Below are 15,094 nucleotides of genomic sequence, written 5' to 3'. Positions count from 1 at the left end.
GGAATTCAGCATTCTTTCTTCTATTTTTTCAGAATGAATTTAAAACCAGACAGTTCTAGAAAAAGCGATGAGCTAAGTTGGCTTGAGAATCTTCAGAGAAACAGTTGGGAACCGGAGGTAATTATTTCGGGTATTATCCTGGCCTTTTTATTTGCCTTCCCTTCGAAGATTTATACTTTTTCTGCCATGCTTGTTCAGGAACTTGGGCTCCATTATGCTGGCGCGATGCTGGTGCTTTTTTATCTGGCGGCAGTAATCAGTGTATTTAAAATCTTCTTTGTGGTACACTTAACACTGCGGTTTATATGGGCTGGGTTTTTAGGATTAAGTTATGCTTTTCCTGATGGGGTTATTAAGGAAAAGCTTTTTAAAATGTCTCAGCATTACGAATACCAAAAGCCAGGTGATATGGTGCTAGCGATGGAGCGAATCTGTAGCATGACTTTCGGTTATCCTATTTCCTTGGTATTTACCATTTTAGTTTCTACCGTTTATTTGGTACTTCTTCTGTTTCTTTATTATTGGCTCAATATCAGCTTTTTCATAATTTATCTGATCTTCCTTGTGAGTCTTCTTGTTTTTGCCCTCTTTATGTTGATCAATAAAAATGCAAAATGGAGGGCAAAACTTGCTAAAACCATGATGGCTTCAGTAGGGGCAATCTACCAAAGTAATTTGGGGAAGTGGTTTAGTGTATTTTATGGGATGGGAATATTTCTCCTTGCCATGCCTCTGATTTACAATGATGTTCGGGATTTTTCAATGTTTTTTAATGAGGCGGATCTATTGGAGAATGAATTAAGATGGCCAACAAAAGAACTTTCTTATGCGGAATTTCATCAAGAGGGCAAGCGATATCCGAGAGCATTTTTGTCTACTGAGACGGTGAGTGGAGATTACCTTAAACTAGGAATCGCTCGCTATGCTGGAGACGATAAATATTTAATTGACCTGAGGGAAAATTTCAAAAAGGAATTGGATTCTTTGGGCTGGCATGAGATGGAGGATACTCCGGATTTGTATCGATTTACGATAGGGGATAAGGTTATTAGAGCTGGTTCCTGGAAAAGAAATCGACTTCACGTGACAAATCAAAAAGTATATGAAACGATGTTGCCCATTGGAGATTTAGCCCCTGGGATTTATACCCTAAAAATTGAAAAGCTTTTGGTGCGCTATAATTTATTCTCGAATAAACCTGAGGAAATTCGGCTTCGAAAACAATGGGATGAAATTGATTTTATAAAGGAGTGAGTTTGATTCTTTGGTCCCATTACAGGAAAAATGACGGTATAAAAAAAGCGAGACTTACTCAGTCTCGCTTTTTACTTTTAGCTCTATTTCCTCACCAGATTCATCTTCGAATCTGTATTCCGTCACCGGTAGGGAAGAGTCTTTGATCAGTTTAATCCATTTGAAATATTTGAAAAACCACTTCACCTGACGGCTAATCAAACCGACAGTAAAGTAGGCATGCAAGTAGGGATGCAGTCCGATTTGGACTTTGGCAATGTTTTGCATGGTCAACAGATGCTCCAGATCTTTTTCAAGTTTGTCTGCTATCAAAATGGAGGCCTGGATTTTCCCGGTTCCGTTACAAGCTGGACAAACTTCTTTGGTTACAATGTTGACTTCTGGCCGTACTCGCTGCCGGGTGATTTGCATCAATCCAAACTTGCTCAGCGGTAATACGGTGTGTTTTGATCGGTCAGCCTTTAGCTCATTTTTCACCGCATCGTAAATAGCCTTTTTGTTTTCGGCTCTTTTCATATCGATAAAATCGACTACGATGATACCTCCCATATCCCGGAGGCGGAGCTGGCGAGCGACCTCTTTGGCTGCGACCAAATTGGTCTTCAAAGCCGTAGATTCTTGATCGCTTTCCTGATTGGATTTATTGCCACTATTGACGTCGATGACGTGGAGCGCTTCTGTATGCTCAATTATCAAATAGCCACCTTGTGGTAAACTAACCGTTTGTCCAAACAGACTTTTGATCTGTTTTTCAATCCCAAAACTTTCAAATAATTTAACTTTACCGTTGTAAAGTTTTACAATTTTTTCCTTTTCAGGTGCAATAGACCTGATGTAGGATTTAATCTGATCGTAAGTAGATTCTTCTTCTACGGTGATTGCATCGAAAGATTCATTGAGTAGGTCTCTCACTAAGGAGGAGGCCATACTCATCTCTCCAATAATTTTGTCGCGGCTTTTTGCCTTCATCAACTTTTTCATTCCTTCTTCCCACTTGAAGAGAAGATTACGAAGGTCTTTGTCAAGTTCAGTCACTGACTGACCTTCGGCCACAGTTCGGATGATTACTCCGAAATTGGCAGGCTTGATGGAAGTGATGAGTCTAAGAAGCCTTTTACGCTCGTCATTGCTACGGATTTTTTTCGAAACGTTGACACTGTCCGAAAAAGGCACCAAAACGAGGTAGCGACCTGGAAGAGAGAGCTCACAGGATAGTCGGGGGCCTTTGGTTGAGATAGGTTCTTTCACTACCTGAACCAGCACCTGATTATTTTTTGACAAAATGGAAGAAATCTTCCCGATTTTGTCAATCTCAGGTTCGTTTTCAAAGCCCTTCAGGTTGTAATTACTGTAGTTGTTGTTGCGCACCATTTTGGTGAACTTCTGTAGGCTTTGGATATTGGGACCCAAATCTTGGTAGTGCAAAAAGGCGTCTTTTTCGTAGCCTACGTCAATAAATGCAGCATTGAGGCCGTTGACGATTTTTCTGACTGTACCTAGATAGATGTCCCCAACCTTAAACTGGTTTTCCAAACCCTCAGAATGCAATTCTACGAGGCTTTTGTCCTGAAGGAGGGCAATCCGACTTCCGTCCTGAGCAGAATCAATTAACAATTCCGTACTCAAAACCTAGTCTAATAAATATGTAAATGAACGTGTGGTTTTCTTAAAAACAGGAAAAGAAGAAGTGTATTACTTCTTCTTATGTCTGTTCTTTCTTAGTCTCTTTTTACGCTTGTGCGTAGCGATCTTATGTCTCTTTCTTTTCTTTCCGCAAGGCATAGTCTTGTTTGTTTAGATGTGATACAATTTTATTTAGAGCCTATCAAGGTAGCTTTGGATACTTTCCAGGATCATAGGATCTTGGGTCATTTCTTTCACTGCCTCAAATTGGGCTTTCGCTTTATTCTTTTGGTCTGACTCAAAATAGCTAACTCCCAGATAAAACTGACCTTGCAGATTATCAGGATGATAGCTGACCAATTCTTCAAAGCGCTCCACCGCCCGCTTATACTGTCCGGACTGCATGGACAAAATGCCCATATTGAAAAGGGCATCTTCATTTTGAGGATCCTCTTCCAAAATTTCGCGGAGCATCATGATGCCCTGCATAGGGTTGGCTGAGGACACATAGGTCATCGCAATTTTTGATTTCAAGTCAGAGCGGCTTGGATCGTTTTCCAACACCTTTCCGAGATATTCCCGGGTTTTTTCAGCAGTTGCTTCAACTTTCTGAGGATCGAGAGCAAAAGTGAAAGCCTCAAAGTAGGCATTTCCTGTTTTTTCATCCCAGATCAAATCCTCAGATTGTTCCGCAGCTACTGATAGAAAATAGGCCGCACTGTCGTAAACAGCCTTTTCCTGATACAAATTCGCCAAATTTTCTAATTCTTCTAGAGAAATGCTTGATTCAGCGGCTTTGTTTCGCAACTGTGAAAGAAGGTTTTCCTGCTCTTCACTCAATTCGGCAGCGTGCATTTCCACTGCATTTTGAGAAGAAGCTTCTGTTTCCTGACCCACAGATGCCCCAGCTTGAGCCTCATTATCCACGACGATCTTGGGTAAGGAGTATAATCCCACAATAGCCAATACGCCGACGATAATGAGGATTAGCTGAGTTTTTTTCATGTTAATTCTCCCTAAGACTTATTCTTGTGGAGCTAGTTCTTTGATCTTGTTACTGTTTTTGATCTTTTCGATAAACACTTTGGATGGCTTGAAAGCCGGGATATAGTGCTCGTCGATGACAATGGCAGTATTTTTGGAAATGTTTCGAGCGATTTTCTTTGCTCTTTTCTTGTTGATAAAGCTACCAAACCCTCTTACATAAATGTTTTCGCCTTCTGACATGGACTCTTTGACCACGCTGAAGAAAGCTTCTACTGTTTGGGTAACATCATCCTTTTGGATCCCGGTCATATCCGAGATTTTGGTGATTACTTCTGCTTTTGTCACGGTGATTTAAATTTAGAAATTATTAAATAAGCTTAACAACCTATTAACCAAGTGTTTTTGGGACTGCAAATGTACGAGAACCAACTCAATTAAAAAACAAATCCATAAAAATTAACCAGTTTTGTATTGGAGAATTTTCAATCCCATGAATCATAAATCCATTGATAATCAAGCATTTTCTAATTCAATCTTAAGTTGGTATCGCTCCAATCCTCGCGAATTACCCTGGAGAGGAACGCAGAATCCTTACAAAATTTGGCTCTCTGAAATTATCTTACAGCAGACTCGGGTCGCTCAGGGATTACCTTATTATTATAAGTTCGTCACCCAATATCCCACCGTCAAGGATTTGGCAGAGGCCCCTGAAGAGGAGGTGCTACGCTTGTGGCAAGGGTTGGGCTATTACAGTCGAGCCAGAAATCTTCATTTCTGTGCCAAACAAATCTGGTTTGACCGGGCTGGCGAATTTCCAAATTCTTATGAGGAATTGATAAAGTTAAAAGGTGTGGGTAGTTATACCGCTGCGGCGATTGCAAGTTTTGCTTTTGGTGAGTGTAAGGCGGTGGTTGATGGAAATGTTTTTCGGGTATTGGCAAGGGTTTTTGGGATTGAGACGGATATTGCTAGTGGAAAAGGTAAGCGCCAATTCCAGGAATTGGCAGATCAACTTATCTCCAAAGATGAGCCGGGGGAGTACAATCAAGCGATCATGGATTTTGGAGCCCGGCTTTGTGTTCCTGCAAAACCTGATTGTGAATCCTGCCCATTTAATGGTAGCTGTTTTGCTTATACCCACAATCTAGTTGATTCCTTACCAGTCAAAATCAACAAGACCAAGGTTAAGGATCGCCACCTTCATTATTTTGTAATCCGGTGTGGAGGCTCTTGGGTGTGGAAAAGGAGAAATTCCGGAGATATTTGGGAAGGTTTATTTGATTTTCCATTAGCCGAAAAAGCAAATCAGGAGGAAGAACATCAGTTGAATATTCCGGTGGAATCTCAGGAAGTCCGAAAATTCCCCAAAAAGTACCGACACATTTTGTCACATCAGCGGCTCCATGCAGAATTTTCCGAAATAGAGATTGATGTCAGATATCAGGAAAAACTTGAGAAATGGGCATATGAGGAAGGTTTTATGATGGTGGAAGAGGAACGAATCGAAGAGCTAGCCAAACCAAAGTTGATTGTAAATTTTTTGAACGATCAGGGCTTTTGATTACCTTCAATCTTCTGTTTTAATTAATGAATTCTTAAAAAATGGCTGGAGTTAATAAAGTGATCCTAGTTGGGAATCTGGGAGCAGATCCCGAAGTAAAATATTTAGAAGGTGATAATGTGGTGGCCAACCTACGTCTTGCAACCACAGAGGCATATAAGGATCGCAATGGAAATCGGGTTGAGCAAACCGAGTGGCATGATCTGGAGCTTTGGGGAGGTCAGGCAAAAATTGCCGAACAGTACCTTAAAAAAGGAATGCAGATTTATGTTGAAGGGAAAATCAAATCCGATACTTGGCAGGATCAAGAGGGAAATAATAGAAAGCGCACTAAAATCCGTGTGTTAAGTTTTACCATGCTGGGTTCTCGTTCAGAAAATCCTGGTGGAGGGCCGAGTGAAGGGAATTATCAGCGGCCTGCCTCGGCTCCTGGGAGTGCAACTTCTCAACCTGCATCCAATTCGATGGACTTGGCTCCATCAACTGATGAGGATGATGATCTTCCGTTTTAAATCAAGTCCCCTGAATTTTTCAGGGGATTTTGTAATTTTGTAGCAACCATCGTGTTTAGTCAATGGACGACCCATACCCGAGTACCGAATTACTCGCTCAAATAGCTGAACCTGGAGCAGCTTATTTATTGCTCAATTCAGTACTTTTTATTCTGCTTTTGATCGGTTCCGCCTTGGTTTCCGGATCAGAGGTTGCATTTTTTTCTCTGAGCAATGATGAGTTGGATCAGCTCTACGAAAAGGATACTTCCAAAAGCAAAGCTGTAGTAGAATTATTGCAGCGTCCCAAAGAGTTGCTCAGTACCATTCTTATCCTTAATAATCTAATCAACATCGCCATCGTCACATTGACGACCTTTGTGGCATGGAGTATTTTTGGGATGAATGCTACAGGAATCATGGTCATCCTGATTCAAACTGTTGGAATAACTTTCGCAATTGTATTCTTCGGAGAGATTGTTCCAAAGGTGTACGCAAATAAGGCCAAGATGGAATTTAGTCAGGCGATGGCTCCTACCATGAAGTTTTTCGCTTCCATTTTGCGGCCATTTTCTTTTCTTTTAATGTCTATCAGCAACTTAATTGAGAGGAGAATTGAGAAAAGAGGCTATTCGCTTTCGGTGGAAGAGCTCAACCAAGCGCTTGAATTGACAACGGAGGATACTCCTGATGAAGAACGGGAAATTCTAAAAGGGATCGTGAATTTTGGGACCCTGACCGTACGGCAGGTGATGCGAAGTCGAATGGAAATTACCGCCGTAGATACGGAGATGGATTTCCATGAACTGATGGATAAAATCAATAAAAGTGGCTATTCCCGAATTCCTGTCTTTGAGGAAACTATCGATAATATTCAAGGAATTCTCTACATAAAAGACCTTTTGCCGTACATCGAACGGGATGAAAACTTTGCTTGGCAGGAGTTGATTCGCAAGAGCTTTTATGTACCTGAAAACAAAAAGGTAGATACACTTTTAAAAGACTTTCAGCAGAAAAGAGTCCACATGGCTATTGTGGTGGATGAATATGGCGGTACCTCAGGTTTGGTGACTTTGGAAGATTTGATTGAGGAAATTATCGGAGAAATCAACGACGAATTTGATGATGCTGATGGCTTCTATTTCAAGGAGTTGGATAGTCAGACTTTTATTTTTGAGGGGAAAATTTCACTCAATGATTTCTGTAAAAAATTGGAACTCGATGCCCAGATTTTCGATGAGGTAAAAGGTGAAAATGAATCCTTGGGAGGTCTATTGTTAGAGCTGAACAGTAAACTGCCTAAGAATGGCACAAGAATTACCTTCCAAAGCTTTGAATTTACCATCCTAGCTGTCGATCTAAGAAAGATTAAAAAGGTAAAAGTCCATATCAAGTCGCCTGATGAAGAGGCTGGCCGTGTATTTACTGATTAATGGATTCTGTCTTTTTGTGTAAAACCCAAATTTTCCATTGAGTTGTATTTTTTGAGATAGTTTCTATTCTGCTATTTTTAAAAACTCGATTAAAAAAAATTAGCATTTCTTTAAAAGAATTTTCTGAAAACCAATTTTCAGGAAATTCACATCTTTTTTTTCAAAAGGCCCTCGTTTTGAAGTCAGCTTTTCAAAAAGTGATGAGATTAATCTCGATTTAGGGTATTTTTTTCTCAAAAAATCAAATTATAAAAAAATAAAAAATCTGCATTTTTCTGTAAAATCTGTTATTAGAAAAGGCTATTTATTGTATTAATTTTAATAGAAGTAATTTTTTTGGTAATTTTTGGAAATTTTGAACCTATTAAATCTTAATTATATGCATCATGGATTATACCGTCCCGAGCTGGAGCATGATTCCTGCGGGATTGGAGCAGTGGTGGATTTGACTGCAGAAGCCTCTCACGAGACGATCAGCGACGCCCTCTTCATGCTAAGTAATATGGAGCATCGTGGAGGAAGAGGAGCTGACCCCAAAACAGGAGATGGTGCGGGAATTTTGATCCAGATTCCCCATGAGTTTTTAAAAGATATTACAGCCCGAACCGAAATCGAACTTCCAGAAAAGGGTTCCTATGGGGTTGGAATGACCTTTTTTCCCAAAAACAAACAGTTATTTCAAAAGTCAAAAGCTCTTCTGAATCAAATTATAGAGGAACTAGACTTTGAGTTGATTGGCTATAGGCCTGTGCCGGTGGATGAAACTGTTCCAGGCTCCGGGGCTTTGGAAGTAATGCCCAATATTGAACAATTGTTTGTTCGACATAAGAAGGGATTGACTGGGATTGAATTGGAGCGCAAATTATATGTGCTTCGAAATCATGCATCGACTCAGATCAACAATCAGATTCCTGGGGTCAATCAGTCCTTTTATTTTGCTTCTCTAAGCAGTCGTACACTTATATATAAAGGACAGCTTCGAACCGATCAGGTTCTTCCTTTCTATAAGGACCTTCAAAACAGCAAGATCGAGTCAGCTTTTGCCATCGTGCATTCCCGATTTTCTACCAATACCTTTCCAAATTGGAGATTAGCTCAGCCTTTCCGTTGTCTTTCCCACAATGGAGAGATTAATACTATCCGGGGTAACCTCAACAAAATGAAGTCTAAGGAGACACTGATGCAATCCAAGTACTTCTCCGATGAGGAACTTCAGATGCTGATGCCAATCACCAATAAATTGAATTCCGATTCCGCAAATTTGGATGCGATGGTGGAATTGCTGTCACTTTCAGGTCGATCTATTTCTCATGCAATGATGATGTTGGTGCCGGAAGCTTGGCAGGATAATGAGGTGATGGATAGAGACAGAAAAGCTTTCTATAAATTCCACGCTTCCTTGGTTGAACCTTGGGATGGACCTGCTGCCCTTTTATTTACTGATGGAGAAAATGTGGGTGCAACTTTGGACCGAAATGGCCTTCGACCTTTGAGATATTTTATCACCAAAGATGAACGTTTGGTATTGTCTTCAGAGGCTGGTGCTTTGCCGATTCGAGAAGCTACTATCGTTCAAAAAGGCCGAATCAGTCCAGGAAAGATGATTTTGGCTGATTTGGGTAAAGGGAAGGTTCTTTTTGATGAGGAAATCAAGTCAGAAATCTGCAGAAGTCAGCCTTATGAGAAATGGGTAAATGAGCAGCGAATTAAATTGCGTTTGGAGCCCGATCCGGAGGTTTTGACTCACCCGTATACCACCGAAAATATCCATAAATCCCAAACGATTTTTGGATATACGTCGGAAGAGTTGAAAGTGGTTTTGGCACCAATTGGAGCCAATGGTCAAGAGGCGATCGGTTCTATGGGGGCGGATACGCCGTTGGCAGTTCTTTCAAAGCAGAGTCAGCATATTTCAAATTATTTCAAGCAGCTTTTTGCTCAGGTAAGTAATCCGCCTATCGATCCTATTCGGGAGCGGTTGGTGATGTCCCTTTTTACCAGAATTGGTGAAGGACATAATATCTTGGAAGAAAGCCCTCAGCATACCCGTCAAATTCATATTTCACAACCGGTGCTTTTGAATGAATCCTTGGAAAAGATCCAAAACATGGAATCTCAGGGATACCGTGCTGTGAAATTAACTTCTCATTTTAAGGCAGATCATCAGCCAGGTCGATTGTTGGAAGCCTTGGATACCTTGTGTAAAGAGGCAGAAGAGGCTGTGAATGCACGGAAAAATATTCTGATCATTTCCGATCGAAATAGTAATGAAGAATGGGCTCCGATTCCTTCATTGTTGGCTATTGGCGCAGTTCATCACCACTTGGTGAAGAAAAATATGCGAACCAAAGCGGGCTTGGTTTTGGAGTCTGGAGACATTCGAGAAACTCATCATTTCGCAACAGCGATTGGCTATGGTGCTTCGGCGATTAACCCATATTTGGCATTGGAATCCCTTTTGGATCAATATGAAAGAGGGATGTTCCCTGCGATTAAGGATCGCAAAACGCTTTTCTCCAATTACCAAAAAGCGATTGGAAAAGGATTGTTGAAAGTACTTTCCAAAATGGGTATTTCTACCCTTCAATCTTACCAAGGGGCGCAGATTTTCGAAGCAATCGGATTGGGACCTGAAGTAATCGATCGATGCTTCAAGGGGACTGTTTCCCGAATTTCGGGAATCTCATTTGATGAGTTGGCAGAAGAGGTGCTGATTCGTCACCGTGCTGCATACCATACGCATAGCCCAACTTTAGAAACGGGGGGCGTTTATCAGTGGAAGAGAAGAGGAGAAAAGCACCTTTTCAATCCTGAAACAATTCATTTGCTTCAGAAATCAACCCGCCTTAATGATTTTGAGCTTTATAAAAAATTTGCTTCAAAAATTAATGAGCAAAGCCGAGATGCTTTGACTCTGCGCGGTTTGTTTGAATTCAAAAAGCGGATTTCTATTCCAATCGAAGAAGTTGAGCCTGCCAAATCCATTTTAAAGCGATTTGCTACAGGAGCCATGTCCTTTGGGTCTATTTCCCATGAAGCCCACACTACTTTGGCGATTGCTATGAACCGTATTGGTGCAAAAAGTAACTCCGGAGAGGGTGGAGAGGATGAAATCCGATTTGAAAGAAAAGAAAATGGAGATTGGGAACGCTCCGCGATCAAGCAGGTTGCTTCCGGTCGTTTTGGGGTGACTAGTAATTACCTCAGTAATGCAGAGGAATTGCAGATTAAAATGGCTCAAGGTGCAAAGCCGGGTGAAGGCGGTCAGTTGCCTGGTCATAAAGTGGATGATTGGATTGGTCGAGTAAGACATTCCACGCCGGGGGTAGGATTGATTTCTCCACCTCCTCACCATGATATTTATTCAATCGAGGATTTGGCTCAGTTGATTTTTGATTTGAAAAATGCCAATCGCAAAGCTCGAATCAATGTAAAGTTGGTTTCTCAAGCGGGGGTTGGTACCGTTGCTGCTGGTGTAGCAAAGGCCATGGCTGATGTGATTTTGATTTCAGGTGCCGACGGAGGAACAGGAGCATCTCCGCTTTCATCTATTCGTCATGCAGGTTTGCCATGGGAATTGGGTTTGTCGGAAGCACATCAGACTTTAGTGAAAAATAATCTGCGAAGTCGTGTAGTTCTTCAGACAGACGGACAATTGCGAACAGGAAGAGATATTGCCATTGCCACTCTTTTGGGTGCAGAAGAATGGGGTATTTCAACCGCAGCTCTAGTTGTGGAAGGATGTATTATGATGCGAAAGTGTCATTTGAACACCTGTCCTGTGGGTATTGCTACTCAAAATCCTGAGCTTCGAAAGCTCTTCACCGGTGACCCTGATCATGTGGTGAATTATTTCAATTTCCTCGTTCAGGACTTGCGGGAAATCATGGCTTCTCTTGGTTTCAGTACGGTGGATGAAATGGTGGGACAAAGCCATGTTCTACAATCAACCGGTCATTTAAATCACTGGAAATGGGATAAAGTGGATTTATCTCCAATTTTCCACAAAGTTGAAGTTCCGGACCATGTTGGAATTCATAAGCAAATCGACCAAGAGTGGGATTTGTCTGAGGTATTGGATACCAAATTGATCGAAGCGGCAAAACCTGCCTTGGAACAGGAAATCCCTGTTACTGGCTCTTTCCAGATTAAGAATACAGATCGGGCAGTTGGGGCTATGCTTTCCAATGAGATTTCCAAGATTTATGGAAGCAAAGGCCTACAGGAAGATACCATTCAAATCAAGTTTACCGGTTCGGCAGGCCAAACATTCGGAGGATTCCTGACTAAAGGAGTAAGCTTCGAGTTGGAAGGAGAAGCCAATGATTATTTTGGAAAGGGACTTTCCGGAGGAAGGTTAACCGTATATCCAAGCCGAAATGCTCGGTTCAAGCCTGAGGAAAATATCATCATCGGAAACGTGGCCTTCTATGGAGCGACTTCAGGAGAGGCATTTATCAATGGAAAAGGAGGGGAGCGATTCTGCGTGCGTAATTCGGGAGTAAAAACCGTCGTGGAAGGCATTGGAGATCACGGATGTGAATACATGACCGGTGGATTGATGATCAATTTGGGCGAGGTCGGGCGAAATTTTGCTGCGGGAATGAGTGGCGGTATCGCTTATATTCTTCAGGATTACATCACCGAGATCAATCCTGAATTAGTGGATGTGGATCCATTGACCAAAGAAGATCTCAGCACGATTCAGTCCTATTTAAGAAGGCACGTCAAATTGACGGGGAGTAGTCTTGCACAATCGTTTTTGGATGATTGGGAGAAAAACAGTCAGAAATTCATAAAGGTGATTCCGAGAGACTACAAAGCAGTTTTGGAAAAGAGAGCAAAAGAACAATCAAAAACATTGGCTTAAGATGGGAGCGAAAGAAGGATTTTTACAGTTTAAAAGAGAAACTCCGGTAAGTCGCGATCCAAAGGAAAGGATTGGCGATTACCGGGAAATATATGAGCCTTTTTCAGCCGAAAAGCTGAATCATCAGGCAGCACGATGTATGGATTGTGGGGTTCCCTTTTGTCATCAGGGTTGTCCATTGGGTAATGTGATTCCTGAATTCAATGATGCTGTTTATCAGGAAAATTGGCAGGAGGCAATTCAGATTCTGAGAAGCACAAATAATTTTCCTGAGTTTACGGGTAGAATTTGCCCTGCACCTTGCGAGGCAAGTTGTGTTTTGGGCATTAATAAAGACCCTGTTACCATTGAGTTAATTGAGAAAAACATTGCCGAGAAGGCTTATGAGTTGGGATTGATTCAGCCGAATCCACCTCAAACTCGAACTGGGAAGCATGTGGCGGTTATTGGTTCAGGGCCTGCAGGACTTGCAGTTGCTGATCAGTTAAATCAGGCTGGACATGAAGTAACCGTTTTTGAAAAGGATGCTAAGCCAGGAGGTTTGCTGCGATATGGAATTCCTGATTTCAAATTGGAAAAATGGGTAATTGACCGGCGAATCGAATTCATGAAGCAGGAGGGAGTGATTTTCATCTGCAATTCTGACGTAGGCTTCAATATCAAGGCCGAGAATATCCTCCGTAATTTTGATGCGGTTGTTCTGGCAACAGGAGCCCAACAGCCGAGAGCATTAAAAATCAAAGGGTCTGATCTAAAAGGTGTCCATTTTGCCATGGAATTCCTTGGAAAGCAAAATCAAGTGGTTGGAGGAGAGATTGAAGAAAATCCAATTTCTGCCAAGGGAAAAAATGTCATCGTAATTGGTGGGGGAGATACAGGGAGTGACTGTATCGGAACTTCCAATCGTCATGGGGCAGCTTCCATTACTCAGTTGGAATTGCTTCCAAAGCCACCAAAGCAGCGTACAGTTTTGAATCCTTGGCCAGAATGGCCGATGACTTTAAAGACTTCCAGTTCCCATGAGGAAGGAGCCGAGCGTATTTTCTCCATCTTAACCAAGGAGTTTATTGGAAACGAAGAGGGTGAAGTAACTGGGCTAAAGCTTGTAGATATTGAGTGGCTGGAAAAAGATGGGCGAATGACCTTTGAAGAAGTGGAAGGAACCGATCGGACCATCCCATGTGATCTGGCATTTATTGCAATTGGATACATGGGGCCTGCTCAAAATGGCCTTTTGGAAGCCTTTGGAGTAGAAGTAATGGAAAATACCCTTCCAAAATCAAAGAAATACCAAAGCACCAATTCTAAAGTTTTCCTTGCTGGAGATATGCGCCGTGGCCAATCATTGGTTGTATGGGCGATTTCGGAGGGAAGAGAGGCGGCCGTTCAGGTGGATGAATTCTTAATGGGTGATTCCAATCTGCCTCAGAAGGATGAATCCTATTTTCAGGTGGAAGATGAAATTCATGGGATGGATTAGGAGAAATCTTCTTCTAGAAATAAAAAATGCCACCGAATTCGGTGGCATTTTTTGTTGAGTCCTTATTGGCCTCCTCCTCGTCTTTTTCTAAACTCTTCACGATCGCGGATTTCGCCTCCCCGTGGTCCTCTCGGTCCACGCTCTCTTCTGGCTTCTTTGAGCTCTTCCCATTTTTGTCTTTGCTCTTCAGTAAGAACTGACTTTATTTCTTCTTCCTGAGCTTTGGCTTCTGCTCTTCTCGCTTCTGCTTCGGCTTTTCTCGCTTCTGCCTCTGCTTGTCGTTTTTTAGCATTCTCTAAATTGATGGCAAGAATTTTTGCTTTCTGTTCTTCTGAAAGTCCCAGTTGTTCTGCCATTCGATCAGTCATCATTTTGGCTCTGGTTTCGGGATCTGGCATTTCTCTTTGAGGGCCTCTTTGGGCGAATGCACCAAGGGAAAGTAGAAAAACTAGTCCGGCGCTAAATAAGATCTTTTTCATTGTCTTTGTGGTTTTGTTTGCTCCTTTGACTTGAGTAAATGAAGAAGGTTTATTCATTAAAATGGAATTAACATTTATTTACTTTTCATTTTTTCTTAAGAAAGGAAAAGCTTGAAACCACTTTTGGATTCAGAGTCAAGGAGTTCTCCTCAAAACCAAAAGATTTGCTAATTTTGGCAGCAAATCGAGCAAATCCATGGGAAGAGCATTTGAATTTAGAAAAGAGCGAAAATTTAAAAGATGGGCAAAGATGTCCAAGGTCTTTACCAAACTAGGTAAAGAAATCGTCATGGCAGTAAAAGCAGGAGGTCCTGATCCCGACAGCAATGCCAAACTTCGGACTATCATCCAAAATGCTAAGGGAGCCCAAATGCCAAAAGATCGAATTGAAGCAGCGATCAAGCGGGCTACTAATAAGGACGAAAAGGACTACGAAGAAGTAGTATACGAAGGCTATGGACCGCATGGTATAGCAGTCATCGTAGAAACTTCCACCGATAATACCAATCGAACTGTAGCTAATGTCCGTTCCTATTTCACCAAATATGGCGGTTCATTGGGTACTACAGGCTCTGTGAGCTTTATGTTTGATCACAAGGCAGTATTTCGATTTGCCAAAGACGATTGGGACATGGAGGAGTTGGAGCTCGAACTCATCGATTATGGATTGACAGATATCGATGAAAACGAAGGTGAAATTTTCGTTTACACCGAATTTGGAGATTTCGGTGCCATGCAAAAAGCTCTTGAAGAGAAGGGCATCGACATCATTTCTGCAGACTTCCAGCGTTTCCCAACTACTTTGGTGGAGCTTACCGAAGAGCAGGAAGAAATCATCAACAAGCTAATCGATAAACTTGAAGAGGACGACGACGTCAATAACGTATATACCAACATGGCCTAAGCTCTCAGCTTA

Annotated in this window: 11 protein-coding genes; 7 read left to right on the top strand and 4 right to left on the bottom strand. The window is 41.8% G+C overall.

Translation table 11 applies throughout. The annotated features are described in order from the left end of the window. Positions 1–33 precede the first annotated feature (33 nt). Complete coding sequence (locus NY014_RS09915) at positions 34–1,254, top strand: hypothetical protein (protein WP_259414435.1); 1,221 nt, start codon at positions 34–36, stop codon at positions 1,252–1,254. 54 nt (positions 1,255–1,308) lie between these two features. On the opposite strand, the gene NY014_RS09910 is transcribed toward NY014_RS09915, so the two are convergent. The 3 genes from NY014_RS09910 to NY014_RS09900 all read right to left on the bottom strand — a co-directional run bounded on the left by NY014_RS09910 (position 1,309) and on the right by NY014_RS09900 (position 4,209). After that, the gene (locus tag NY014_RS09910; protein ID WP_259414434.1) at positions 1,309–2,880 is read right to left on the bottom strand and encodes an Rne/Rng family ribonuclease; all 1,572 of its coding nucleotides are present in this window, start codon (positions 2,878–2,880) and stop codon (positions 1,309–1,311) included. 189 nt (positions 2,881–3,069) lie between these two features. Further along, on the bottom strand, positions 3,070–3,882 hold the full coding sequence (locus NY014_RS09905) for a tetratricopeptide repeat protein (RefSeq protein ID WP_259414433.1): 813 nt from the start codon (positions 3,880–3,882) through the stop codon (positions 3,070–3,072). Positions 3,883–3,900: 18 nt separating this feature from the next. Next, positions 3,901–4,209, bottom strand: a complete 309-nt coding sequence (locus NY014_RS09900; RefSeq protein ID WP_135072571.1) for an HU family DNA-binding protein — start codon at positions 4,207–4,209, stop codon at positions 3,901–3,903. A gap of 145 nt (positions 4,210–4,354) precedes the next feature. On the opposite strand from NY014_RS09900, the gene mutY reads away from it, so the two are divergent. From mutY to NY014_RS09875, 5 genes are all read left to right on the top strand, one after another. Then, the gene (mutY, locus tag NY014_RS09895; protein ID WP_259414432.1) at positions 4,355–5,425 is read left to right on the top strand and encodes an A/G-specific adenine glycosylase; all 1,071 of its coding nucleotides are present in this window, start codon (positions 4,355–4,357) and stop codon (positions 5,423–5,425) included. 41 nt (positions 5,426–5,466) lie between these two features. Beyond that, complete coding sequence (locus NY014_RS09890) at positions 5,467–5,937, top strand: single-stranded DNA-binding protein (protein WP_259414431.1); 471 nt, start codon at positions 5,467–5,469, stop codon at positions 5,935–5,937. A gap of 62 nt (positions 5,938–5,999) precedes the next feature. Then, entirely contained in the window at positions 6,000–7,349 is a 1,350-nt protein-coding gene (gene gldE, locus NY014_RS09885) for a gliding motility-associated protein GldE (RefSeq protein ID WP_259414430.1), read from the top strand. 379 nt (positions 7,350–7,728) lie between these two features. Continuing rightward, positions 7,729–12,219 (top strand): glutamate synthase large subunit, encoded by a 4,491-nt coding sequence (gene gltB, locus NY014_RS09880; RefSeq protein WP_259414429.1) that lies wholly within the window; start codon positions 7,729–7,731, stop codon positions 12,217–12,219. A 1-nt stretch (position 12,220) separates the two neighbouring features. Beyond that, the gene (locus NY014_RS09875) at positions 12,221–13,699 is read left to right on the top strand and encodes a glutamate synthase subunit beta (protein WP_259414428.1); all 1,479 of its coding nucleotides are present in this window, start codon (positions 12,221–12,223) and stop codon (positions 13,697–13,699) included. A 62-nt stretch (positions 13,700–13,761) separates the two neighbouring features. Here the strand turns inward: NY014_RS09875 and NY014_RS09870 are convergent, their stop codons facing one another. Then, the gene (locus NY014_RS09870; protein ID WP_259414427.1) at positions 13,762–14,178 is read right to left on the bottom strand and encodes a DUF4890 domain-containing protein; all 417 of its coding nucleotides are present in this window, start codon (positions 14,176–14,178) and stop codon (positions 13,762–13,764) included. Positions 14,179–14,374: 196 nt separating this feature from the next. Here NY014_RS09870 and NY014_RS09865 point away from each other — a divergent pair, with 196 nt between their 5' ends. Then, positions 14,375–15,082, top strand: a complete 708-nt coding sequence (locus tag NY014_RS09865) for a YebC/PmpR family DNA-binding transcriptional regulator (protein WP_259414426.1) — start codon at positions 14,375–14,377, stop codon at positions 15,080–15,082. The last annotated feature ends 12 nt before the right edge of the window (positions 15,083–15,094 follow it).

Source organism: Algoriphagus limi (assembly GCF_024919275.1).
Classification (GTDB): Bacteria; Bacteroidota; Bacteroidia; order Cytophagales; family Cyclobacteriaceae; genus Algoriphagus; species Algoriphagus limi.
Note: the sequence above shows the minus strand (reverse complement) of the source record. Positions and strands in the feature narration are given on the sequence as shown.

Excerpts from the sequence above, each read along its gene's own strand:
- NY014_RS09915 (WP_259414435.1), top strand. The coding sequence starts at position 34 with ATGAATTTAAAACCAGACAGTTCTAGAAAAAGCGATGAGCTAAGTTGG.
- NY014_RS09905 (WP_259414433.1), bottom strand. The coding sequence starts at position 3,882 with ATGAAAAAAACTCAGCTAATCCTCATTATCGTCGGCGTATTGGCTATT.
- mutY (WP_259414432.1), top strand. The coding sequence starts at position 4,355 with ATGAATCATAAATCCATTGATAATCAAGCATTTTCTAATTCAATCTTA.
- NY014_RS09890 (WP_259414431.1), top strand. The coding sequence starts at position 5,467 with ATGGCTGGAGTTAATAAAGTGATCCTAGTTGGGAATCTGGGAGCAGAT.
- gldE (WP_259414430.1), top strand. The coding sequence starts at position 6,000 with ATGGACGACCCATACCCGAGTACCGAATTACTCGCTCAAATAGCTGAA.
- gltB (WP_259414429.1), top strand. The coding sequence starts at position 7,729 with ATGCATCATGGATTATACCGTCCCGAGCTGGAGCATGATTCCTGCGGG.
- NY014_RS09875 (WP_259414428.1), top strand. The coding sequence starts at position 12,221 with ATGGGAGCGAAAGAAGGATTTTTACAGTTTAAAAGAGAAACTCCGGTA.
- NY014_RS09870 (WP_259414427.1), bottom strand. The coding sequence starts at position 14,178 with ATGAAAAAGATCTTATTTAGCGCCGGACTAGTTTTTCTACTTTCCCTT.
- NY014_RS09865 (WP_259414426.1), top strand. The coding sequence starts at position 14,375 with ATGGGAAGAGCATTTGAATTTAGAAAAGAGCGAAAATTTAAAAGATGG.